The following is a 21609-nucleotide window of genomic DNA, read 5'->3' on the forward strand; positions in this document are numbered from 1 at the left end:
TTAAGAGAGGGGGGCTAGGTGAGTCAAGGCCTGGGGGATATTCTCTGAATCCCCGTATAGGAACTTGGGGAGAGGTGAGGAGTGCGGTGACGACGAAGCCCACGAAGTCCACGAGGGGGAAGAAGGCCGGTGGCGGCGGGAAGGAGGCCCGCAGGGCCGAGCTCGCCGAGGCGGTGCAGCGCGCGCTGCTCACGCGCGGCCTGGAGGGGTTGCGGCTGCGCGACGTCGCCGACGAGGCCGGCGTCACCCCCGCCGCGGTGCTCTACTACGGAGACCTCGACGCCCTCGTCCACGAGACCTACCAGCAGGCCATCACCCGCTACAGCCAGGACCGCGAGGCCGCGGCGGACGGCTTCGCCGACGCCCGCCTCAAGCTCAGGGCCTGCATCGGCAAGGGCGTGGCGGCGGGACCGGACGACGCGCTCACCCGGCTGCTCTTCGAGTACTGGCCGCGCTGTCTGCGCGACGCCAAGGCGGCGGCCCTCGACAGCGCGCTGACGGAACGGCAGATCTCCGTCTACGCCGAGATCCTCGTCCTGGGCAGGGCGCAGGGGCACTTCGTCCTCCAGGATCCGCCGCGCCTGATCGCCGCCAACTTCGTGGCGATGGAGGACGGCTACCAGATGGAGGTCCTGGCCGGGCGGCGGAGCCGCGCCGAGGTGATCGCGGCCCTCTCGTCGTACGCGCGCGCCGTGACGGGGTACGACCCGGGCGCCGCCGACGACGAGGCCGGTCTTCGGGACGCCCGCTCGGACTCCTGGGCCCTCAGGGCGGCGGCCGGACGGCGACTGGCCGCCTCGGCCGAGGACCCCGCGGCGGCCGAGGTGCTGCGGAAGCTGCTGCTGGACGGTCAGGACACCGCCGTCACCCGGGAGACGGCGGAAGCCCTGCTCGAACGGTGGGACGTCCACGGTCTGCGCCTGGTCCTGGCGGCGTTCGCCGACGCGGACGACAACACCGCCGACTACCTCGACGGTGCGATCAGCGACGTGTGCTGCCAGTCCGACGAGGACTTCGAGCGGCTCCGGGAGCTGGTCTCGACGCTGCCGGCGGCGGACGCCGACCCCGTGATCGAGAGGCAGGCGGCCAGGATCCTCGGCGGAGGGGGGACCCGCCGCTGACCACGGCGGGGGCGGCGGTGCCCCTCGGCGGCGTCAGTCCTCGGTCGCCGGCCGGATGCCCGCCAGGAGGTTGAAGGCGCCCGTCAGGAGGTTGAGGGTGACCACACCCACCACCTCCGCGATCACCCGGTCGCTCCAGCCGTGCCCCCCGAGGTGATCGGCGAACCGTACGCCGACGCCGACGGCACCCCGTACCTGCCGATGTTCCGCCAGCCCGTCCTGGTCTTCGAGGGCACGAAGGAGACGCTGACCACGGCGCACGCCCGGGCGCTCTCCCGCGCGCTGCCGCGCGCGGTCTTCACGACCGACCTCTTCGCCACCGGCAACGACCGGGACAACCGCGCCGCGGTACGGGCGGTGGGGAAGGACCGGCTGGATCTCGCGGGCATCGCCGTGTACGGGCCGCGCAACGCGGTCGACAAGGTGCTCAAGGGGGCGCGGATGCACCCCTGACGCCGGGTGCGGCACGGCACGGGCCCGACGGTGAGGGCGCGGTTGTCGGTGGCGTGCCGTACAACTGGGAGTCGGGGTAAGGGCGGGAGCCGAAGGACCGACCGCAGGGTGCACGAGGGGGTTGCCGGTGGGCACGTTCATGGACCTGGCGTGCGGCGACCGCGCGCCGCTCGTCGGGCGTGCCCGGGAACTCGACCGGCTTGACGCGCTGGTGCGGCGCCGCTGGGCCGGGGCGGGGCCGGGAGCCGGTCCGGTGGCCGTGGACGTCACGGGTGAGCCGGGCGTCGGCAAGACCCGGCTCCTCGCCGAGTTCACGGCGCGGGCGCGCCGGCAGGGCGCGACCGTCCTGCGCGGCCGCGCGAGCCCCGGCGACGGGGACCACGGCATCCCCTTCCAGGCCTTCGCCGACGCCTTCGCCGACCTGGACCACGGAGACCGCACGGACTCCCCGGCCCTGGCCTCACTCGCGGCACTCCTCGAACCGGCGTCCGTGCTCGCGCCCGCGTCCGGTCCGGCGGGCCCGGAGGACGGCGGTGCGGACGGGGTCGCGACCGGTGCGGCGTGCGACGACCGGGTGCGGCGGATCGCGGCGGCCCTCGGCCGGGTCCCGGGCCCCGGACTCGTGCTGGTCCTCGACGACTTCCACCGCGCCGACCCCGCCTCCGTCGCGCTCGTCGACCATCTCCTCCGGCATCCGACCCGGGCCCTCGTCCTGCTCGTCCTCGCCCGCCGCGAGCGGCAGACCGCGCCCGGCCCCGGCTCCGTCCTCTCCCGGGCCGCCGACTCGGGGGACCTGGCCCGGCTCGTCCTCGGGCCGCTGACGGCGGAGGAGTGCGCCGAGGGGCTCGTCGCCGGGCTGCCGCCCGGCCTCGCCCGGGAGATCCACGCCGCCTCGCTCGGCAATCCGCTCTACCACCGGGCCCTCGCGCACGCGCGTACGCGAGGGGGAGAGGCGTCCCGCACCGGGCCCGTCGCGGTGCTCCTCGACGAACTCACCCCGCTCGGCGGGCCGGAGCGTGCGCTCGTCGAGGCGCTCGCCGTGCTCGACGGGCGTGCGACGGCCGAGCTCCTCACCGCCGTCACCCCGCCGGGCTCCGGGGACCGGGCGACGGTCGACGAGTCCCTGCGGGAGCTGACCCGCCGGGACCTCGTCCGGCCCGACGCCGACGGGCGCCGACTGGCCCTGCGCCACCCCGCCCTCGCGGAACTCGTCCGGGGCACGCTCGATCCGTGGCGCCGCGCAGAACTGCACCGGCGGGCGGCCGACGCCCTCGCCCGCACCGGAGCGCCCGTCACCGAGCGCGCCCCGCACCTCGTGCGCGCCGCGACCGTCTGGGACCCGGCCGTCGCCGCCGAACTGGTCGAGGCCGCCGAGCGGATCGGGACGGCCGACCCCGCCCGCGCCGCCCACTGGCTCGCGGCCGTCCTCGCGCTGCTCCCCGACACTCCCGACCACCGCGCCGGCCGCCGGCAACTGATGCTCCGGCGGGCCGACGCCCTCGGGTCGGCCGGCCGGGTGGCGGAGAGCCGGGACCTCCTGCACCACCTCATCGACGCCTGCGGACCAGAGGACCCGGACGAGGAGGGCGACTCCGACGACGCGGGCGACTCCGGCGACCAGGGCGACTCCGACGACGCGGGCGACTCCGGCGACCGGGGCGACTCCGGCGACCGGGGCGACTCCGGCGACCGGGGCGACTCCGGCGACCGGGGCGAGTCCGGTGACGACGGCTTCCGCGTCGGCGGGACGGACCCGGCCGAGCTGCGGACCTCCGCCGTGCTGCTCTGCGCCTTCATGGAGCGCCACCTCGGCCGCTACCCCGAGGCGGACGCCCTGCTCCGCGCCGAACTGGCACGAACCCCCGGGCCACGCCCCGACCTTCGGACCCGGCTCGTCGTCGAGTGGGGCTGCCGGGCCCTCTTCGCCGCCCGGTACCCCGACGTCCGCCCCGTCCTCGCCCCCACCCTCGACGACGCACGACGGCGCCGCGACGACGCGGGCGCGGCCGAGGTGCTGACCCTGACCGCGCTCGGCGAGGCCTACACCGGCGAGACCGCCGCCGCCCGCGCCCACGCGGCGGAGGCCGCGGCCCTCACCGACGCCCTCACCGACGGGCGACTGGCGGACCAGGCCGAATCGCTGGTGCGCCTCGGCTGGACCGAGGTCTTCCTGGAGGAGTACGGGACCGCCGAGCGGCACGCCACCCGGGGCATCGCGATGGCCCGCCGCGCCGGACGGCCCTTCGCGCTCTCGCAGCTCCTCCTCTGCTTGGCGTACGTCCACCTCCTGACCGGCAGGGTCGGCACCGCCCTGGCCCTGGCCGACGAGTCCCTCGCCGTCGCCCGGGCCCTGGGCGGCCCCGAACTCGTCGGCTTCAGCGGGGCGCTGCGGGCCACCGTCCTCCTCCACGCCCGGCCGCTCGGCGACGCGGAGGCGCTGACCGCCGCCGAGGACGCCGCGGCCACCGTGGGCACCGCCGAAGGCTGGTGGGCCACCCAGGCCCGCTGCCTCCTCGGCTACTCGGTACCGCTCTCCCGGGACCCGCACCGGGTGCGGGACGTGCTCGTGCGGGCGGGCGGCGACCGGGACCTCTCCCGGCTCCAGGCCTCGCTGCGCCCCGGATACCTCGAACTCCTCGCGGGGGCGGCCCTCGCCACCGGAGACCTCGCGGAGGCCGAGCGGGTGGCAGGCCGGGCCCTCACGGAGGCCGAGCGGCTCGGGCTGCCCGTCCAGCTCGCCGCCGCGCGGCGCGCCTGGGGCCAGGTCCTCGCCCGGCGGGGCGAACCGGCGGCGGCGGCCGAGGCGTTCGCCGACGCGGCCCGGCAGAGCGCCCGCTCCGGCGCGATTCTCCGCGAGGCGCACAGCCTCCTCCTGGCCGCCCCCTGGACCCAGGCGGCGGGCGACGGGCCCCGGGCCGCCGCGCAGTGGCGCAGGGGCCGCCGCCTGGCCGCCGAGGGCGGCGCCCGGATGCTGGTGGACCTGGCCGACCGCACCAGACCCGTCCCGGCGGAGGGCGCCGCCGGGGGACGGCTCGCCGATCTCACCCCGCGTGAGCGGGAGATCTCCGTCCTGGTCGCCGAAGGGCTCACCAACCAGGCCGTCGCCGACCGGCTCTCTCTCAGCCCCCGCACGGTCGAGAGCCATGTCGCCCGCGTCTACCGCAAGACGGGTGTGGAGACCCGGGCCGGACTCGCCTCCCTCGTGGTCAGGCAGAGTGTGGGAGGCGGTCAGTCCTTGCGGGGGTAGGTGGCCGTCACCCGGCCCTTCGCGTCGGCGTTCAGATAGCCGGTGCCGTAGGCGTCGGTCAGGTAGATGCTCAGCCCCGCCTCGCTGCCGAGCAGGGTCGAGCCCGGGACGAGAACGAGATAGCGGCTGGTCGGCTGGTCGACCCCCAGCTCCTCGTCGGCGCGCCTGACCAGTCCGGGCAGGGCGTCCCAGTCGAAGGCGTTCAGGTCGGCCGGGACCGCGCCGGGGAAGGAGGTGCCGGATCCCTGGCGCACGGCGACGTCCCCGTTCCGGTAGACGTAGCGGTCGTACCGCTTCGAACTGCCCTTGACCAGCGACTCGGCGACCGCGTAGTCCGGGTACACGACGAATCCGGTGACCCTGGTGCTGCCCGAGGCCGCCTTGACCGCGGCGATGGCGGTCCTGACTCCGGCGGGCGTCAGCAGGTCGCGCGCCACCGGATCCGCCTCCTTGGTGGGAGCCGGGGCCTTGGACGCCGAAGGCCGCTGCGCGGCCGGCCCCTGCCGGGAAGGCGGAGCGCTGCTCGGGCCGCTACCGGGGTCGGACGGCCGCCAGTCCCAGTTCATGGCGGCGACGGGGATGCCGACGGCGAGCACCACCACGGCGGCGGAGCCCAGGAACCGCCCGGCACGGCTCCGCCGACGCGGTGCGAGGCCACCCGGAGGGGAGGCCACGGAGGGAGCGGTCGCCGCAACCGCGGCCGAAGGAACCGCGGCCGAAGGAACCGGCGAAGCCGCGTCCGACGAGGCGTCCGAAGGAGCCGCGTCCGAAGAGGAAGCCTCCGAAGAAGCCGCGTCCGAAGTTGCGGTGGACGCTGACGCGGACGGGGGAGCCAGCCGGAACGAGGTTGCCTCGTCCTCGCCGGCCACCGGCCCCGCGTCCTCACGGGGGGCCGGGGGCCCGGCCGGGCCCGTCGCCGTGACGGCGGCGAGCGCGCGGTCGAGCTCCTCCGCGTCCGGCCGCTCGGCCGGGTCGCGTACGAGGAGCCGGGTGAGTACGCCGGTCAGCGCACCGGCCCGCCGCGGCGGCGGCACGTCGTCGGAGAGGACGGCCGCGAGCGTCGCGAGGGTGTTCTCCCGGCGCAGCGGATGGTGGCCCTCGACCGCCACGTACAGCAGCATGCCGAGGGACCACAGGTCGGCGGCCGGACCGCTGCCGACGCCGCGGATCCGCTCGGGCGCCATGTAGTCCGGCGAGCCGATGATGGAACCCGAGGCCGTCAGGACGGTGGACTCGCGGATCGCCGCGATGCCGAAGTCGGTGAGCACCGGCCGCCCGTCGGGGCGCAGCAGGACGTTGGGCGGCTTCACGTCACGGTGCTCGATGTCGCGCGCGTGGGCGGCCCGCAGGGCCGAGAGCAGCTCGCGGCCGAGCCCGGCGGCGTCGACGGGCGTCATCGTGCCCCGGTCGAGCCGGTCCTGGAGCGAACCGCCGGTGACCAGCTCCATCACGAGCCAGGGATAGGTCCCCTCGCCGGCGTCGACGATGTGATGGATCGTCACCACGTTCGGGTGGTCGATCCGGGCCAGCGCGCGTGCCTCGCGCAGGACGCGGGCGCGCAGCGTCCTGGCCCCCTCGACGTCGTGCTCGGCGAGCGCGGGATCCGGCGGACGCACCTCCTTGAGCGCCACGTCCCGGTGGAGGACCAGGTCGCGGGCGCGCCAGACCGTGCCCATCCCGCCCCCGCCCAGCCGCTCCACCAGCTCGAAGCGGCCGTCGATCACTCTGCTCACACACACCCCTGTACTCGGTTCACCGGGGCGCCGCCGGGCCGTGGCCCGGGTCCGCCCACCTCGCCGTACACGTTCACCTGGTAGGGCCCCTGCGGTCCGCACGGCTCCGGGAGCGCGCGCAGCCAGGGCCACGCGTCACCCGGGCCCGGGCCCGCGGCGGGGTCCGTGTCATCGGCCGCCCGTTCGTGGGCGCTGGCCGCCTCCTCGGGCGTACCGGCTGCCGCGCCGAGCGCGTACGCCGCCCGACCGCTCAGAGCAGCGGCGTGACTCCCGTCGTCCCAGGACCGGGCCTCCGCCGCGGCGCGCGCGTACTCCCGTGCCGCCAGCTCCGGTTCGCCCAGGCGCAGCGCGCACTCGGCGAGCCAGGCCCTGGCCCGTACGCGCGCCGCACCGTCCCCGTCCTCCGCGAATCCGGTCAGGGCCTCGTCGAGGAGGACCGACGCCTCGCGGCAGCGGCCCCGCTCCGCGTGCGCGACCCCGAGGCGGAGCCGTGCCAAAGCGCCCACGTGCACGTCCTGGGCGGGCCCGTCGGCCTGCCCGGCGGCCTCGGCGAGGAGGGACAGCTCCTCGTCCTCCGCCCCGGGCCCGCCGGCCGCGGGCCGCCGCCCGCCAGGCTCGGCGACCGCACGCGCCAGGGCGAGGCAGAGCCGGGCCCGGTCGGAGGCCTGCAGCGGCGAGCCCGGAGCCTCGGACCCGAGGGCGGCCCTGAGCAGCGCGGCGGCCTCCTCGGGGGCGCCGGTGGCCCGCAACAGAGCGGCGAGCACCAACTCGTGCTCCGCGGCCTGCCAGGGGCGTCCCCCGGCACGGTGCTCCTCCGCCGCGGCCCGCAGATGGGTCAGCGCGGCGGCCGGGTCGTCGGGTGCGGTGATCCGGCCGAGCAGCGCACGGGTGTCGGCGCGTACGCCGGGCATGGCGCCGTCCGCCGGGTGCCGTCCGGTGAAGGCGATCAGACGGGTGAGCTCCTCGCGCAGTGCCCCGGCCTCGGCCGCCGGGTCGGGCGCGGTGTGCAGGAGGTCGGCGCGGGCCCGGCCGCGCAGCAGGCGGACCGTCGCGGTCTCCGCGGCGCCGGCCTGCCCCAGAGAGTGGAGGAGTCCGGCCCGTTCGCACAGTTCCGTGAGCCGGGCGAGCGCCGTCGCGCCGGGCTCCGGACCGGCGAGGACCGCCCGCGCCCGCGAGACCAGCGCCTTGCCGCGCCGCCCGGCCCGCTCGTGCAGGTCGGCGGCGCGGAAGAAGAGCGGCTGCGCGGCCGGCCGCGCAGCGCCCCGGCAGTCGAGGGCGGTCGAGTCCAGGGCATCGGCGTGGTCGCCGGGGGTGAGCGTCCCGCCGGCGCGTACCAGGGCCGCCGCGGCCCGCTCCCAGGCACTGCCGGCCCGGGGGTGCCGGTGCGAGGTGAGCCGACGGGCCCGGTGGAGCAGCTCGTGCGGATCCGCCGGTTCGGGGCGACCGCCGGCCTCGGGGCCGTACGCGCGCGCACCGGTACGGATCTCGTCGGGGGAGCGGCTGCTCATGCGGGGTGCTCCGGGGAGTGGGGGCGCGGGGCGGTGACGGCGGTGGCCACAGCGGCCACGGCGGACATGGGGGCGGGGGCGAGCGCAGAGGTCGGACCGACTGTCGCAGTTCCGCGCCGCCCGCACATCCGTAGAACTACGGAACCGCCCCCCGTCCGTAGAACTACGGAACCGCCCCCATCCGTGGAGCCGGACCGATCCCCTCCACGGAACCGAACCGCCCCCCGGACCCCTCGCCCCGCGCTCATCGAACGGCCGTACCGCGAAGGGCCCGCCCCCAGGTACTCGGTTAGGGTGATGCGATAGGGAATGCCCCCCGGGGCCGGGCCGATGCGTAGGTCGATGCGTTGGAGACTCACCAGTCGTCGAGCAGGGTTCCGCAGCCGCCCCGGGCGGCCGTCGGGGACGCGGGCGTGCTCCGCGAGCTGCTTCCGATCGCCCTGTGGCGTGAGGACGCCGAGGGCCGCATCGTCGAGTGGTCGCTCGCCGCCCAGGACCTGCTCGGCCACCGCCCCGAGCACGTGCTCGGACGGCTCGCCACCCCGCTGCTCGTCCCCGACGCCAACCGCGAACTCGCCGACCGGCTCACCCACCGCGTCCAGAACGGCGAGACCATGGTCGGCACGCTGCCCGTCCGCCACCGGGACGGCCACATGGTCGCGATGGAGATGTGGATCGTGCCGGCCGCCGATCCGCAGGGCCGGCCGGGGGCGATGCTCATCGCCGTGGAGACCTCCGAGGTCCTGCGCATGCGGGAGAACCTGGCGGCGATGGAGAGCCTCTTCACCCAGTCGCCGATCGGTCTCGCCCTGCTCGGCCCCGACCTGCGGTTCCTGCGCGTCAACGACACCCTGGCCCGGATGAACGGCGTACCGGCGGCCGAGCACGTGGGCCGCCGCCTCACCGAGGTCGTGCCCGGCGTGAACGCCACCTCGCTCGAATCGCTGATGCGCCAGGTCCTGGAGAGCGGGACCGCCGTCGTCGACGCCCGCCGGGTCGGCCGCACCCCCGCGGACCCCGATCGCGACCGCATCTGGTCCTGCTCGTACGCACCCCTCGTCGACCGCGCCGACCGGAAGTCCCTGGGACTGATCGCCTCCCTCGTCGACATCACCGAGAGCCAGGAGGCGCACAGCGAGGTCGAGCGGGCCCGGCACCGCTTCGCCCTGCTCGCCGAGGCCGGTGCCAAGATCGGCACCACCCTGGACCTCAAGCAGACGGCAGAGGAGGCGGTACGTTTCCTCGTGCCCCAGCTCGCGGACTCGGCGGACGTGCAGATGCTGGAGTCCGTCCTCGAACCGGACGACCCGGCGGCCTCCACGCGCGGAGTGCTGCGCCGGCTCGCGGCCCGCTTCCCCGACCCCACCGCGCCCACGTCGGTGCTCACCCCCGGGCAGACCTTCCAGATCCCGCTCGACTCCGTGTACGAGCAGGTCGTCTCCCGGGGCAGGCCCTTCAACCTCTACACCTCCGACGTCCAGGCGCTCTTCACCGGTCCGCGCACCGAGGCGCTCCGCACCTACTTCTCCACCCGCATCGGTTCGGCGCGGCTCGTCCCCCTGGTCGCCCGCGGCCAGGTGCTCGGCGCGGTCGCGGTGACCCGGCTGCGGACCCGCGAGCCCTTCGACGCGCAGGACTGCGTCCTCATCGACGAGGTCGTGGCCCGCGCCGCCCTCAACATCGACAACGCCCGTCTCTACACGACCCAGCGGGAGGCCGCCCTCACCCTCCAGCGCAGCCTGACCAACAGCGCGCTGCCCGCCGTCACCGGGCTCGAACTCACCGGCCGCTACCTGCCGGCCAGCGCCCATGACGTCGGCGGCGACTGGTTCGACGTCATCGCCCTGCCCGGCGGCAGGACCGGGCTCGTCATCGGCGACGTGATGGGGCACGGCATCCACGCGGCGGCCGTCATGGGCCAGCTGCGCACGGCGGTACGGACCCTGGCCCGCCACGACATCCCGCCGGCGGCGATGCTCAGCTCCCTCGACGCCGTCGTGGCGGACCTCGGCGAGGACACGATGGCGACCTGTGTGTACGCCGTCCACGACCCGGCCACCGGCGGCTGGGTCATCGCCCGCGCCGGCCACCCCCCGCCGGCCGTGGCCACCCCCGACGGCACCATCACCTTCCTCGACGGGCCGCCCGGCACCCCGCTGGGCACCGGCGCCCACGACTTCGGCACGGAGGAGGTCGCGCTGCCCGCGGGCGGGCTGCTCGTCCTCTACACCGACGGCCTCATCGAGGCCCGCGACCGCGACCTCGACGAGGGGATGCGGCAGCTCGCCCAGGCCCTGCGGCCCCTCGACCGCCCGCTGGACACGCTGTGCGACGAGGTCCTGGGACGGCTCCTCGCGGGAGCGGCCCAGGACGACGTGGCCATGCTGCTCGCCCGTACCACCCGCTGACGAAGAGAGGCCCGTCGGCCACGGGGTTCACAGGGGTACGACGGTCACCTCGGTCGCCTTGACCCCCGTCCAGACCGCCGCCCCGTCCACGAGGCCCAGTTCGGCGGCGGCCTGCGGGGTGATCTCGGCGACGAGCGGCGGGGCCAGGTCCGAGGTGACGAGGATCCGGAGCCGGCTGCCGCTCGCGGTGATCTCGCGTACGGTCCCGGGCCAGACGTTACGGGGGCTGCCGCCGGGCCGTTCGCGGTGCACGGCCACCGCCTCGGGCGCGATGATCGCGAGGGCCGGGGTCCCGGCGGGCGGCTGCTCGGCGGTGATGAGGGCGCCTCCCCCGTCCAGGTCGAGGCCGTCAGGGGTGGCCGTGCCGGGCCAGGCGTTGCTGCCGAGCATGCGGGCGACCCACGGTGAGCGGGGATGCCGGGTGACCTCGGCCGGGGGCGCGTCCTGGAGCGCCCGGCCGTCCTGGAGGACGAGGACGCGGTCGGCCAGGGACACGGCTTCGACCGGGTCGTGGGTGACGATCAGACAGACGCCGCCGAAGCCGGAGAGGTGGCTGCGCAGGGTGTGCCGGACATGGGCACGGGTGGTCTGGTCGAGGGCGGCGAGCGGCTCGTCGAGGAGCAGCAGCCGGGGCCGGGCGGCCAGCGCGCGGGCCAGGGCGACCCGCTGGGCCTGGCCGCCGGAGAGCTGGGCGGGGCGCCGGTCGGCGAGGTGACCGACGCCGAGACGGTCGAGCCAGCGCAGGGCCTCGCGCCGCGCCCGCGCCCGCGGCACTCCGTGCGCCCGCAGCCCGTACGCGGTGTTGGCGAGTGCGGTCAGATGGGGGAACAGGGCGCCGTCCTGCGGAACCCACGCCACCTGCCGGCGGTGTGGCGGCAGGCCGGTGACGTCGGCGTCGCCGAGCCGGAGGGCGGCGTGGGCCCGGGGGGTGAGGCCGAGGAGGGCGCGGAGCAGGGTCGTCTTGCCCGCGCCGTTGGGGCCGACGACGGCGATGGTGGTGCCGGGCGCGGCGTCCAGGGTCAGCCGGGTGAAGCCGTCGACGTCGGCGTGCAGCGCCCAGCGCCCGCCTGCGTCGGGGCCGTCGTCGTCACCCGGCGCCCGGGGTTCTTCCTCGCGGTCCGCCGCCGCCCCGCCGAACGGCGGCACCGGCCCAATCGCCGGATCGGCGGCTCCGCCGGGGCCCAGGGCATCCGACGCGAGTGGCGTACGGCGGGGGGACGGCGTGCCGGTCCAGCGGCCGCGCAGGGCGAGGAGTACGGCCATGGCGACGGCGAGCAGCAGCAGCGAGACGGAGGTGGCGGCCTCCGGTTCCTCCTGGAGCAGCAGGTACACCTGGAGCGGCAGGGTCTGGGTGGTGCCGGGCAGGTTCCCGGCGAACGTGATGGTGGCACCGAACTCGCCCAGGGCCCGCGCCCAGGTCAGCGCCGCGCCGGCGAGCAGCCCCGGAGCCACCATCGGCAGGGTGACGGTGAAGAACACCCGGACCGGCGAGGCGCCGAGGGAGGCCGCCGTCTCCTCGTACCGGGGGCGCAGACCGGCGAGCGCCCCCTCCAGGCTGATGACCAGGAACGGCATGGACACGAAGGTCGCGGCGACCACCGCGCCGGAGGTGTGGAACGGCAGCGTCACGCCGAAGGTGTTCTCCAGCCAGGGGCCGATCAGACCGCGGCGTCCGAAGGCGAGCAGCAGTGCCACGCCGCCGACCGTCGGCGGCAGCACCATGGGCAGCAGGACGAGGGAACGGACGATCGCCTTCCCGCGGAACGGCACCCGGGCGAGCAGCCAGGCCAGCGGCACGCCGAGCAGCAGCGAGAGGCCGAGCGCCCAGAAGGAGACGACCAGGGACAGTTCGAGGGCCTCGACGGTGCCGGGGCTCGTCAGGTGCGCGCCGAACGCCCCCCACTCGGTGCGGGCCAGGACCCCGGCGAGCGGCAGCAGCAGGAACGCCACGGCGAGCAGCGCGGGCACGGCGAGGAGGAGCGGGGTGCGGGTCCCTCGCCCGGTGGGCCGACCGTGGGGGCGTTTCATCGTTCGTTCCAGGGGTCGAAGGTGCGGAGAGAAGCGGGGCCTTCCTCGACCGGGCTACGGCTGCTGGAAGCCCGCGTCCAGGAGGATCTTCCGTGCCTCCGGCGAGGAGAGCCAGGCGACGAAGGCGGCGGCCGCCTCGGCGTTCTCGGAGTCCTTGACCGTGGCGGCGGGGTAGGAGGCGACGGCGTTCTGCGCGTCGGGGATGTCGACGGCGTCGACCTTGTCCTTCGCGCTCTCGGCGTCCGTCCGGTAGACGAGTCCCGCGTCGGCCTCGCCCAGCTCGACCTTGCTGAGCACGGCGCGGACGTTCGGCTCCTGGGAGACCGGCCTCACCGTGATCTCCTGGGCGTCCAGGATCTTTCTGCTGTACTTGCCGGCGGGTACCTCGGGGGCGGCGAGGACGACCTTGAGTCCGGTGTCCGCGAGGTCCTCCAGGCCGTCGATCCTGTGCGGGTTGCCCTCGCCGGTGGCGATGACGAGCCGGTTCCTGGCGATGACGGTGGGGGCGCCGGTGTCGGCGCGGACCTTGTCCATGCTCTTGGCGTCGGCGGTGACGAGGACGTCGGCGGGCGAACCCTGGGCGATCTGGGCGACGAGTTCCTGCGAGCCGGCGAAGGAGAAGACGATCTCCGTGCCGGGGTGGGACTTCTCGTACGCGGCGCCGGCGGACTCGAACACATCGGTCAGGGACGCGGCCGCGAGCACCGTCAGACGGGCGGCGGGCACTCCGGACGCACCGGTGGACCGCGCGGCGCCGTCCTGCGGTGCGCCGTCGCCGCCGCAGGCGGTGAGCGGCAGCAGCAGACCGGCCGTCGCGGCGGCGGCCAGGGCCCGGCGGCCCGTGCGGGTGCGGAAGAGAGGCATGGGGGTGGGGCTCCTCGGGCGCGGGGCGGCGGGGCCGCCCGGACGGGTGGGGAACCGGTCCGCTGGGGTCAGGTCCGGTCGATGTGCACGCTGGTCGACTTCACGCGGGCGGTGGCCCGCATGCCGACCTCAAGACCCAGCTCCTCCACGGCCTCGCGGGTGAGGAGCGACACGAGCCGGTGCGGACCGGCCTGGATCTCCACCTGCGCGGCGACGTCGCCGAGCTTCACCGCCGTGACGATGCCGGCGAAGGCGTTGCGTGCCGAGGTGTACGGCACGTCCTCGTCGCCCGCGGTGCTCTGTGCGATCTCGACGGAGAAGGCGGCCAGGTCGTGGCCGTCGATGAGACGCCGGCCGCCGTCGTCGCGATGGGTCGCGACCCGGCCCGCGTCGGCCCAGCGGCGCACGGTGTCGGAGCTGACGCCGAGCAGGCGCGCCGCCTGTCCGATGGTGTAGGACTGCATGTGCGTCACGCTAGGCCGTCCGGGCTCTCATCTGCAATGTAACCCGGCGCATCTCATCGCATCTGCCAGCCCCGTTGGAGGAAGTGACAAAGAGCTCAGGCGGGGCCCCGGCGCCGTCCCATCGCCTCGACCAGGGGCAGCAGCCGGTGCGCCACCCGTTCCCGCAGCGCGATCTCGGTGCGGGTGCGGACGACCCCGGGCAGCTGGATCAGCCGCTGGATGACGTCCTCCAGGTGCTCGGCGTCGCGGGCCACCACCCGGGTCAGCAGATCGCCGCCCCCGGTGATGGAGAAGGCCTCCACGATCTCCGGCACGGCGGCGAGCGCGTCGCCGACCTCGTTCAGATGCCCCTGCGTCACCTCGATGTGCACGAACGCGAGCACCGGGTGCCCCAGGGCGGCGGGGGAGAGCACCGGGCCGGTCGCGGTGATCACCCCGTCCCGCTCCAGGCGGTCGATCCTGGCCTGCACGGTGCCCCGCGCCACCCCCAGGATCCGCGCGTACTCCCGCACGCTCGTCCGCGGCTGCTCGATGAGCAGCCGCAGAATCCTGGTGTCGAGCTCGTCCACCGCCATGCGCCGTCGTCCTCCTCCGGGCCCCGGACCCCCGTCCGTACCACCCCATTCTGGTACGGAACCCGGTCTTCCCGGTGGGCGGGCGGGCCGGCGGAGGACCGGCACCGGGTTACAGGAGGGAGCCGTCCCCGTCGGAGGGCGTCCGCAGCGCGCTCTCGCCCCTCGACCAGGCGTCCATCAGATGGTCGCCGAAACGGTCGTCGAGGAGGCAGGTCGCGGCGATGCCGAAGGAGACCTCGGGCGCGAGGTCCGGCTCGTCCTCCAGGAGACCGCTCACGACGTCGCGGCGTACCACCTGCTCGTGGACGGCGTCCGCCTCCACGTGCTCTTCGTAGTACCGCTCCGCGGCCGGGCCTGCCCCGGACCTGCGCAGCGCGGCGGCGAGCCGGGAAGAGGCGGGCGACGAGGTGATCTCCACGACGGCGACGTGCCCCACGAGCGCCCCGCGCAGCCTCCGGTGCAGTCCGAACAGCGACATCAGGTTCGAGACCGCCAGGGTCTCGGCCCCGGCCACGTCCACGAAACGCCCGTACGCCGGGTCGAGATCCAGATCGGCCATCAGGTCCGCGTAGAGCCGGGAGTGCATGCGCTCGGGCCGCCCGCAGCCGTACTCGTCGTAGGAGATCGCCACCATCGCGGCCTTGGCGCGGCCGCGCAGCCGGGGCACCACCCACTGGTACGGGTCGGCCTCCCGCAGCTGCGACACCGACCGCAGCGCCGCGTGCTCGCGCAGGTGCCACATCTTCCCGTCGGAGAGCAGGAACCGGGTGACGCCGGTGCCACCGGCAGGCTCGGTCAGGAGGGCGGCGAGTGCCTCGTCGACGTTTGACCGGTCGCGGCAGTCGTGCCGCAGCGCGCTCTCGAACCGGTGCTCCAGGAGGGCCCGCACCCCGAGCAGCCCCGCGTCCCATTCGAGACTGTCGGGAACCCCTTCGAAGCCCTGGTAGTGCGGCGCGTAACAGAGGTGGAGGGCCAGCTGCAGATCCTCGCCGTACGGGGAGCAGCGCGCGATCTCCGCCTCCCGGGGCAGCTCTCCCACGCCGCCGCCGAGCAGACGCCTCCGTACGGCGTTCGAGACGTCGCCGCGTGCCTCGGGCAGCGGAGGGGCCGTGGTCGTCGTGAGGGCGTGCAGGACGCTCATGATGCGCGGGCCTCCTCGGTCGTACCGTCGTCCGTCGTCCCCTCCCCGGCCGCGTCGTCCGCACCCGCCTCGTCGGCCGTGTCGTCCGGCGCGCGGCCCCGACGCCGTGGCGCGGGGGCGCCGGGCGCGCGCCGCAGACGGGGACGGTGGCTCGTGTCGCAGAAGGGTGCCCGCAGGGTCCGCCGGCAGGTGCACAGGGCCATCACGGGACGCTCGCAGCGGAGCACCGACCCGTCGGGCATCACGATGTCCGCGGGCCCCTCCACGAGCAGCGGCCCTTCGAGGAGGGGCTGCACCCGAGGGGGCCACGTGCGGGACCCGGCGCCTTCCGGGCTCGCGCCGGCGTCCCGGCCCGCGTCCCGCGGCTCCGGAGGAGCGGCGACCCGTGTCCTCGCGTGCGGGGCGTTCCCGCGCGGAGAAGCAGACATGACACACCACCGATCGGAGACGACTGCGTTGACATCGCGCGACTGCCCGGAGCAGCGCTTCCCAATCACGGCCGGAACGCGCGGATGACCACCAGCTCCTCCACGCGCGTGCCGGGAGCGGTCAGCCCCCGGGCCGCGAACCAGCCCGCTCGCGCGGACATCACGGGCCCGAACGCGTGGGTACGACGCTCGACCACCCGGGCCGTGAGGCCGCGCCGGCCGAGGGCCTCCAGGGTGGCGTCGACACCCGCGAGCGACGACTGGACGAGCAGCAGGACGCCGGAGGACGTCAGCAGCCGGGGAGCGCGGGCACAGACCCGGTCGAGCAGCAGCCGGCCGTCGGTCCCGGCGTCCCAGCTCCTGCGCGCGCCACGGACCGGCGCCGCCTCGTCCTCGCTCGGCACGTACGGCGGGTTGACCGTGACCAGGTCGAAGCGCTCGTCCGGCACCGGCGCGTCCAGGTCGCCGCGCAGCACCCGGATCCGGCAGCGGTGCACCAGGGCGTTGAACCGCGCGGCGGTGGTCGCCGTACGCGAGATGTCGACGGCGGTGGCCCGCGCGCCGCGTCGGGCGGCGACGACCGCCAGGACACCGGTACCGGTGCACAGGTCGAGCGAGCGCGCACCCGGCCGGAGCTCCTCGCGCCGCACGGTGGCCGCCAGCAGGCCGGTGTCCGTCTGGGGCGCGTACACCCCGGGCAGGCGGTACACCCGGGGGACGTACGGGCCGTCCGTCCTCCGGTCCACCGCCACCGGCCGCTCCCCGGCATCCGTCGTCAGGCTCTTCATCTCAAACCCCTCACTGTCGGGCACACGACTACCCGTGACCTGCCCCGGCATGCCCTCCCGCCCGGCACCCACCCAGGACCGGGCGGGAACGCGGGACCGCCGCCGCCCTTGTCCGGCGCCGAAGCGGGTAGGCGCGTCATGAGAGAGAGCCCGTCACGAGAGAGACGGGGAGCCGCGGCAGGAGAGAGAACCGCGGCACGGCACGGAAGAGGAGGCCCGGAGATGAGCGCCGACGCCGAGGGCCGCACGGTGGGGCAGCGGCACGCGAGAGAGCGGCGCGAGCTCACCGACGATGAGTTCCACGCCCTGGTGAGGGAGGCACGCGCCGAGGCGCGCAGGCTCTTCCTCGGCGGACCGCCCGGGGACGAAACCGACTTCGCCCTGCGCACCCAGCACGCCGAGTTCGGCGCCGCCGCCCACTGACGAACAGTCGGCGTCCCCCGGACCACCGACACGCACCCCGGAGGGGAGTCCCGGACATGGACCGTGCCGCGCTCTTCGACGTCGACGGAACCCTGGTCGACTCCAACCCCCTGCACGTCGTCGCCTGGTGGGAGGCCCTGCGGCAGGGCGGGCACACCGTGCCCACCCGCGCCATCCACCACGCGATCGGTCTGCCGGGCGAGGATCTCCTGGAGCACCTGCTCGGGCCCGACCGCGACCGGTCGGGGGACGACCGCCTCAGCGGCGCCCACGACGCCCTGTACGGCACCTGGTTCGAACGGCTCCGGGCCTTCGACGGCGCGGCGGACCTGCTGCGGGCCCTCGCGCGGCGCGGCTGGAAGGTCGTCCTGGTGACCTCCGCGAAGGACCGGGAGCTGGAGGCGCTCCGCGCGGCCGTGGACGCAGACGACGCGATCACGGCCACCGCCACCTCCGACGACGTCGAGGAGGGCAAGCCCGCCCCGGACCCGATCGAGCACGCGCTCTCCCTGGTGGACGTGGCCCCCGACCGGGCCGTCTTCGTCGGTGACAGCGTCTGGGACATGAAGGCCGCGCGCCGCGCCGGCCTCGCCACCGTCGCCCTGCTCTGCGGAGGAGTCCCCGCGGCGGACCTGACGGAGGCGGGCGCCGAAGCCGTGTACGACGACGTGGCCGGCCTCCTCGACGGACTCGACACCGGCCCGTTCTCGGCGGGACCCGGGGACTAGGGCCTGTCCGGCGGACCCGGCCCTGATCCGCCGGACAGGCCTAGGGGTGTCTGGGGGAGTACGGGAACCTCCGGACGCGGGCGACTGCGAAGCGGCGCCTCCGGGTAGTCGCCGGAGCACCCGACCGCCGAGAGGAGCGATCATGCGCCCGGACAGCTCGTACTGGATGGAGTCCGCACCACCCGGCAGCGCCTACCCGCCGCTGGACCGTGACCTACGCGCCGACGTCGTCGTGGTGGGCGCCGGGATCGCCGGGCTCTGCACCGCACGCGAGCTGGCCCGCGCCGGCCGCGAGGTGACGGTGCTCGAAGCCGGCCGGATCGCCGGCGGGGTCACCGGACACACCACCGGCAAGCTGACGTCCCTGCACGGCCTCTGTTACGAACGCCTCCGCCACCGCCAGGGCCCCGGGGCGGCGACCCTGTACGCCGACGCCCAGCAGAGCGCCCTCGGCGACGTGACGCGGCTCTGCGCGGAGCTGGGCGTCGACGCGGAGATCGAACACCGGCCCGCCTACACGTACGCGCTCGACGAGGAGGGCGCGGCCAAGGTCAGGGCGGAGGCGGCGGCCGCCGCGGCGGCCGGGCTGCCGGCCACCGCCGTCACCGAGACGGGGCTGCCCTACCCCGTCGCCGCGGCCGTCCGGGTGGAGGACCAACTGCAGTTCCATCCGCGCCGGTTCCTGCTCGGCGTCGTCGACGACCTCGTCGCGCACGGCGGCCGCCTCCACGAGGGCACCCGCGTCACCGAAGTGCACGAGGCCACGGACTGCCGACTCACGGTGGAGGGCGGGCACACCGTCCACGCCGTCGACGTCGTCCTCGCCACTCACTTCCCGCTCCGCTGCCACACCACCCTCCTGATGCGGCTCTCGCTCCGCCGCGAGCTGGTCGTCGCCGCCCCCGTCGAGGAGCGCCACATCCCGTACGGGATGTACCTGACGCCCGAGCAGGGCACCCGGTCCGTACGCAGCGCCCCGCTGGACGGGGACAGGCGGCTGCTGATCGTCGCCGGCGAGGCGTTCGAGCCGGGGAGCGGGGGCGTACGCGAGCGGTACGAGCGCCTGGAGGCATGGGCACGCGACCGCCTTCCGGGCTTCGCCGAGGCGCCGGCCGTCCAGCGCTGGGCGGCGCAGGACGTCCACACCGCCGACGGACTCCCCTGCATCGGCCACGAGCACCCCGACACCGAGCACGTCTACGTCGCCACCGGCTTCGGCGGCTGGGGGCTCAGCAACGGCGTCGCCGCGGCCCGGCTGCTCACCGCGCACCTCACGGGCGCGCCGCGTCCGGCCTGGACGGAACTCGTCGACCCGCGCCGGAGGCTGCCCGCCCGCGAGGTCCCCGGAGTCGCCGGGCACCAGGCAGGCGTGGCGCGCCACTTCGTGGCCGGTCTGCGGACGGGCCGGCGCTGCACTCACATGGGGTGCGAACTGGGCTTCAACGACGCCGAGCAGACGTGGGAGTGCCCCTGCCACGGCTCGCGCTTCGCAGCCGACGGCTCGGTGCTCCAGGGCCCGGCGACCAGCCCGCTGGAGAGCTGAACGCCGCCGGGCGGACGGATCTTTTCGCGCCGCGCGGGTAGCCGCCGATGCGGTGGGACAGGTCGGCGGCGCCGTAGGACAGGTCGGGGGCGCCGCTCGGCACGGCTCGGCGCCGCGGTACGGCACGGCGGCACAGGACGGAGGTACGCGATGAACAGCGGAGAGAGCGAGTACCGGATCGCCCGGCTGAGGGACCGGCTCGCGCGCGAGGAGGTGGCCGAACTCGGGGTGCGGATCGAGGTGCGCGGCGCGGTCGTCCTCCTGACCGGCACCGTCCCGACGGCCGACCGCCGCGACGAGATCCTCCGGATCGCCGAGGCGGAGCTGGTCGACCTCCCGGTCCGCGCCGACCTCCAGGTCGTCTGCGCGGATCCGCCGGACCGGGCCGAGGAGCTGCTGTGACCTCCCCCGGACGGCAGAACGGAGCCGTGGCCCGGGTGGCCGCGGTGGGCGACATCCATCTGGGCCCGGACTGCCGGGGCCTGCTGCGTCCCTCCTTCGAGACCCTGCACGAGACCGCGGACGTCCTCCTCCTCGCCGGCGACCTCACCCGCCACGGCACGGTCGAGGAGGCGGAGGTCGTCGCGGACGAGGTACGCGATCTGGGCGTCCCCGTGGTCGCCGTGCTCGGCAACCACGACTACCACTCCGAGCGGGAGACGGACGTCGCCCGGGTCCTCACCGACGCCGGGGTCACCGTCCTGGAGGGTGAGAGCGTGGTCCTGCCGGTGGCGGGCGAGAAGGTGGGCATCGCGGGGACGAAGGGATTCTGCGGCGGGTTCGCGGGCCGCAGCGCCGGGGAGTTCGGCGAACGCGAGATGAAGGACTTCGTGCGCACCACGCGCCGGGGCGCCGACGGACTGCGCCGGGCCCTGACCGAGCTGTCCGCCGACGGCTGCGGGGCCCGGATCGCCCTCACCCATTTCGCGCCCGTGCCCGACACGCTGGCCGGCGAACCGGTGGAGATCTACCCCTTCCTGGGGAGCTACCTCCTCGCGGAGGCCATCGACGAGTCCGGCGCCGACCTCGCCGTGCACGGCCACGCCCATCTGGGCACGGAGCACGGGATGACGGCCGCCGGCGTCCGCGTCCGCAACGTCGCCCAGCCCGTCATCCGCAGGGCCTTCGCCCTCTACCACCTGCCCCTGGCCGGCCCGCGGACCGACCGGGACCCGACCCTGGTCGCACCCGAGAGGTCGAGCTCGCCACGGTGACTCAGCGGTGGGCGGGGTTCACGCGGTTCACGCGGGGAGTGATCCTGGCGTTCGGCAGCGCGGGCGCGGGAAGACGGTCGCCGGGGTAGCCGTCGACGGTCCCGAAACGGTCGGACGCCTCCTCCCACGCCGCGCGGGCCTCGACGATGTCCTCGTGGCTGCGGCCGATGAAGTTCCACCACATGACGATCTCCTCCAGGAACGGGGGACCGCCCAACAGCACCGTGCGGGCGGGGCGTTCCGAGGCGTTCGTGAGCGTCAGGCCGTCGCCGCCGGGGGCGAGGTAGGCCAGCTCGGCCGGCTTGAGGGGTGTCTCCCCGACGCGTACGTCGCCCTCGTCGACGAGCACACCGTGCTCGAACGCCGGGTCCACGGACAGGGTGACGCTCGCCCCCGCGTCGATGAGGAGTTCCGCGCCGAGGAGGGGCGTGAAGGTCCGCACCGGCGAGGTCTCGCCGGCCAGTGACCCCAGGAACACCCTGATGTCCGCTCCGTCGACGCGGACGGTCCCCGGGGCGTGGTGCTGGAAGTCGCGGCCGGTGTTCCGGTGTTCCTCGGGGAGCGCCACCCACAGCTGTACACCGTGCAGGCGCGTGGTCCGGCCGGTGGACACCTCGGAGTGGCTGATGCCGTGACCGCTCGTCATGAGGTTGAGTTCGCCGGGCCGGACGAACGCGTGGCTGCCCAGGCTGTCGCGGTGCTCGATCTCTCCCTCGAACAGCCAGCTCACGGTCTGGAGGCCGATGTGCGGGTGGGGCGCCACGTCCATGCCGCCGGTCGTCGCCACCTCGTCGGGGCCGTAGTGGTCGATGAAGCACCACGCCCCGATCAGGGTGCGGGCGCGCTGCGGGAGGGTGCGCCGCACGGTCATGGCCCGCGGCCCTCCCAGTGGTACGTCCCGTGCGGACAGGACCTCGACCCCGGCACCGTTCATGACCGACCC

The 21609-nt window shown here is 75.4% G+C and carries 18 protein-coding genes and 1 pseudogene; 9 read left to right on the forward strand and 10 right to left on the reverse strand.

The genetic code is table 11. The features are described 5' to 3' along the window. Positions 1-86: 86 nt before the first annotated feature. The 3 genes and pseudogenes from ACIA8N_RS30580 (at position 87) to ACIA8N_RS30590 (ending at position 4821) form a co-directional block, all read left to right on the forward strand. Positions 87-1121, forward strand: a complete 1035-nt coding sequence (locus ACIA8N_RS30580; RefSeq protein ID WP_365780747.1) for a hypothetical protein — start codon at positions 87-89, stop codon at positions 1119-1121. Between the two features lie 147 nt (positions 1122-1268). Then, positions 1269-1574, forward strand: a pseudogene (locus tag ACIA8N_RS30585) (DUF2000 family protein); the annotation flags it as partial. A gap of 127 nt (positions 1575-1701) precedes the next feature. Beyond that, positions 1702-4821 carry an AAA family ATPase gene (locus tag ACIA8N_RS30590; RefSeq protein ID WP_365780746.1) on the forward strand — a complete coding sequence of 1040 codons (3120 nt, stop codon included), beginning with the start codon at positions 1702-1704 and terminating at the stop codon, positions 4819-4821. Here the strand turns inward: ACIA8N_RS30590 and ACIA8N_RS30595 are convergent. Together ACIA8N_RS30595 and ACIA8N_RS30600 are read right to left on the reverse strand one after the other, a co-directional pair. Further along, positions 4803-6554, reverse strand: a complete 1752-nt coding sequence (locus tag ACIA8N_RS30595; protein WP_365780745.1) for a protein kinase — start codon at positions 6552-6554, stop codon at positions 4803-4805. The two genes, ACIA8N_RS30590 and ACIA8N_RS30595, sit on opposite strands and share 19 nt — an antisense overlap. Further along, positions 6551-8062 carry a hypothetical protein gene (locus tag ACIA8N_RS30600; protein WP_365780744.1) on the reverse strand — a complete coding sequence of 504 codons (1512 nt, stop codon included), beginning with the start codon at positions 8060-8062 and terminating at the stop codon, positions 6551-6553. Before ACIA8N_RS30600 ends, ACIA8N_RS30595 begins: the two co-directional genes overlap by 4 nt. A 347-nt stretch (positions 8063-8409) precedes the next feature. Between ACIA8N_RS30600 and ACIA8N_RS30605 the strand changes: the two genes are divergently transcribed. Further along, positions 8410-10470, forward strand: a complete 2061-nt coding sequence (locus ACIA8N_RS30605; RefSeq protein WP_365780743.1) for a SpoIIE family protein phosphatase — start codon at positions 8410-8412, stop codon at positions 10468-10470. Between the two features lie 27 nt (positions 10471-10497). Here ACIA8N_RS30605 and ACIA8N_RS30610 read toward each other — a convergent pair whose 3' ends face one another. The 7 genes from ACIA8N_RS30610 to ACIA8N_RS30640 form a co-directional block, all read right to left on the reverse strand. After that, positions 10498-12498, reverse strand: a complete 2001-nt coding sequence (locus ACIA8N_RS30610) for an ABC transporter permease (RefSeq protein WP_365780742.1) — start codon at positions 12496-12498, stop codon at positions 10498-10500. Between the two features lie 54 nt (positions 12499-12552). Continuing rightward, positions 12553-13362 carry a molybdate ABC transporter substrate-binding protein gene (gene modA / locus ACIA8N_RS30615; protein WP_365780741.1) on the reverse strand — a complete coding sequence of 270 codons (810 nt, stop codon included), beginning with the start codon at positions 13360-13362 and terminating at the stop codon, positions 12553-12555. Positions 13363-13430: 68 nt separating this feature from the next. Further along, positions 13431-13826, reverse strand: coding sequence for a helix-turn-helix transcriptional regulator (locus ACIA8N_RS30620; RefSeq protein WP_365780740.1), 396 nt, complete (start codon positions 13824-13826; stop codon positions 13431-13433). 95 nt (positions 13827-13921) lie between these two features. Further along, positions 13922-14401 (reverse strand): Lrp/AsnC family transcriptional regulator, encoded by a 480-nt coding sequence (locus tag ACIA8N_RS30625; protein WP_365780739.1) that lies wholly within the window; start codon positions 14399-14401, stop codon positions 13922-13924. A gap of 109 nt (positions 14402-14510) precedes the next feature. Beyond that, positions 14511-15542 carry an iron-containing redox enzyme family protein gene (locus ACIA8N_RS30630; protein ID WP_365780738.1) on the reverse strand — a complete coding sequence of 344 codons (1032 nt, stop codon included), beginning with the start codon at positions 15540-15542 and terminating at the stop codon, positions 14511-14513. Beyond that, complete coding sequence (locus ACIA8N_RS30635) at positions 15539-15970, reverse strand: CDGSH iron-sulfur domain-containing protein (protein WP_365780737.1); 432 nt, start codon at positions 15968-15970, stop codon at positions 15539-15541. The genes ACIA8N_RS30630 and ACIA8N_RS30635 overlap by 4 nt, the downstream gene beginning before the upstream one ends. Before the next feature lie 65 nt (positions 15971-16035). Then, complete coding sequence (locus ACIA8N_RS30640) at positions 16036-16758, reverse strand: HemK2/MTQ2 family protein methyltransferase (protein ID WP_365780736.1); 723 nt, start codon at positions 16756-16758, stop codon at positions 16036-16038. A gap of 222 nt (positions 16759-16980) precedes the next feature. On the opposite strand from ACIA8N_RS30640, the gene ACIA8N_RS30645 reads away from it, so the two are divergent. The 5 genes from ACIA8N_RS30645 (at position 16981) to ACIA8N_RS30665 (ending at position 20666) form a co-directional block, all read left to right on the forward strand. Beyond that, entirely contained in the window at positions 16981-17181 is a 201-nt protein-coding gene (locus ACIA8N_RS30645) for a hypothetical protein (RefSeq protein ID WP_365780735.1), read from the forward strand. Positions 17182-17237: 56 nt separating this feature from the next. After that, entirely contained in the window at positions 17238-17909 is a 672-nt protein-coding gene (locus tag ACIA8N_RS30650; protein ID WP_365780734.1) for an HAD family hydrolase, read from the forward strand. 142 nt (positions 17910-18051) lie between these two features. Beyond that, the gene (locus ACIA8N_RS30655) at positions 18052-19452 is read left to right on the forward strand and encodes an FAD-dependent oxidoreductase (RefSeq protein ID WP_365780733.1); all 1401 of its coding nucleotides are present in this window, start codon (positions 18052-18054) and stop codon (positions 19450-19452) included. A gap of 150 nt (positions 19453-19602) precedes the next feature. Next, positions 19603-19854 (forward strand): BON domain-containing protein, encoded by a 252-nt coding sequence (locus ACIA8N_RS30660; protein WP_365780732.1) that lies wholly within the window; start codon positions 19603-19605, stop codon positions 19852-19854. A 26-nt stretch (positions 19855-19880) separates the two neighbouring features. Then, entirely contained in the window at positions 19881-20666 is a 786-nt protein-coding gene (locus ACIA8N_RS30665) for a metallophosphoesterase (protein ID WP_365780911.1), read from the forward strand. A 1-nt stretch (position 20667) separates the two neighbouring features. On the opposite strand, the gene ACIA8N_RS30670 is transcribed toward ACIA8N_RS30665, so the two are convergent. Beyond that, on the reverse strand, positions 20668-21600 hold the full coding sequence (locus ACIA8N_RS30670) for a pirin family protein (protein WP_365780731.1): 933 nt from the start codon (positions 21598-21600) through the stop codon (positions 20668-20670). Positions 21601-21609 lie beyond the last annotated feature (9 nt).

It is taken from the genome of Streptomyces sp. NPDC051822 (assembly GCF_044452745.1).
In the GTDB taxonomy this organism is placed as follows: Bacteria; Actinomycetota; Actinomycetes; order Streptomycetales; family Streptomycetaceae; genus Streptomyces.

What these genes read in the sequence shown, in the direction of transcription:
- modA (WP_365780741.1), bottom strand. Translation starts at nt 13,362, where the DNA reads ATGCCTCTCTTCCGCACCCGCACGGGCCGCCGGGCCCTGGCCGCCGCC.
- ACIA8N_RS30625 (WP_365780739.1), bottom strand. Translation starts at nt 14,401, where the DNA reads ATGGCGGTGGACGAGCTCGACACCAGGATTCTGCGGCTGCTCATCGAG.
- ACIA8N_RS30600 (WP_365780744.1), bottom strand. Translation starts at nt 8,062, where the DNA reads ATGAGCAGCCGCTCCCCCGACGAGATCCGTACCGGTGCGCGCGCGTAC.
- ACIA8N_RS30630 (WP_365780738.1), bottom strand. Translation starts at nt 15,542, where the DNA reads ATGAGCGTCCTGCACGCCCTCACGACGACCACGGCCCCTCCGCTGCCC.
- ACIA8N_RS30610 (WP_365780742.1), bottom strand. Translation starts at nt 12,498, where the DNA reads ATGAAACGCCCCCACGGTCGGCCCACCGGGCGAGGGACCCGCACCCCG.
- ACIA8N_RS30620 (WP_365780740.1), bottom strand. Translation starts at nt 13,826, where the DNA reads ATGCAGTCCTACACCATCGGACAGGCGGCGCGCCTGCTCGGCGTCAGC.
- ACIA8N_RS30640 (WP_365780736.1), bottom strand. Translation starts at nt 16,758, where the DNA reads ATGAAGAGCCTGACGACGGATGCCGGGGAGCGGCCGGTGGCGGTGGAC.
- ACIA8N_RS30650 (WP_365780734.1), top strand. Translation starts at nt 17,238, where the DNA reads ATGGACCGTGCCGCGCTCTTCGACGTCGACGGAACCCTGGTCGACTCC.
- ACIA8N_RS30635 (WP_365780737.1), bottom strand. Translation starts at nt 15,970, where the DNA reads ATGTCTGCTTCTCCGCGCGGGAACGCCCCGCACGCGAGGACACGGGTC.
- ACIA8N_RS30645 (WP_365780735.1), top strand. Translation starts at nt 16,981, where the DNA reads ATGAGCGCCGACGCCGAGGGCCGCACGGTGGGGCAGCGGCACGCGAGA.
- ACIA8N_RS30660 (WP_365780732.1), top strand. Translation starts at nt 19,603, where the DNA reads ATGAACAGCGGAGAGAGCGAGTACCGGATCGCCCGGCTGAGGGACCGG.
- ACIA8N_RS30655 (WP_365780733.1), top strand. Translation starts at nt 18,052, where the DNA reads ATGCGCCCGGACAGCTCGTACTGGATGGAGTCCGCACCACCCGGCAGC.
- ACIA8N_RS30670 (WP_365780731.1), bottom strand. Translation starts at nt 21,600, where the DNA reads ATGAACGGTGCCGGGGTCGAGGTCCTGTCCGCACGGGACGTACCACTG.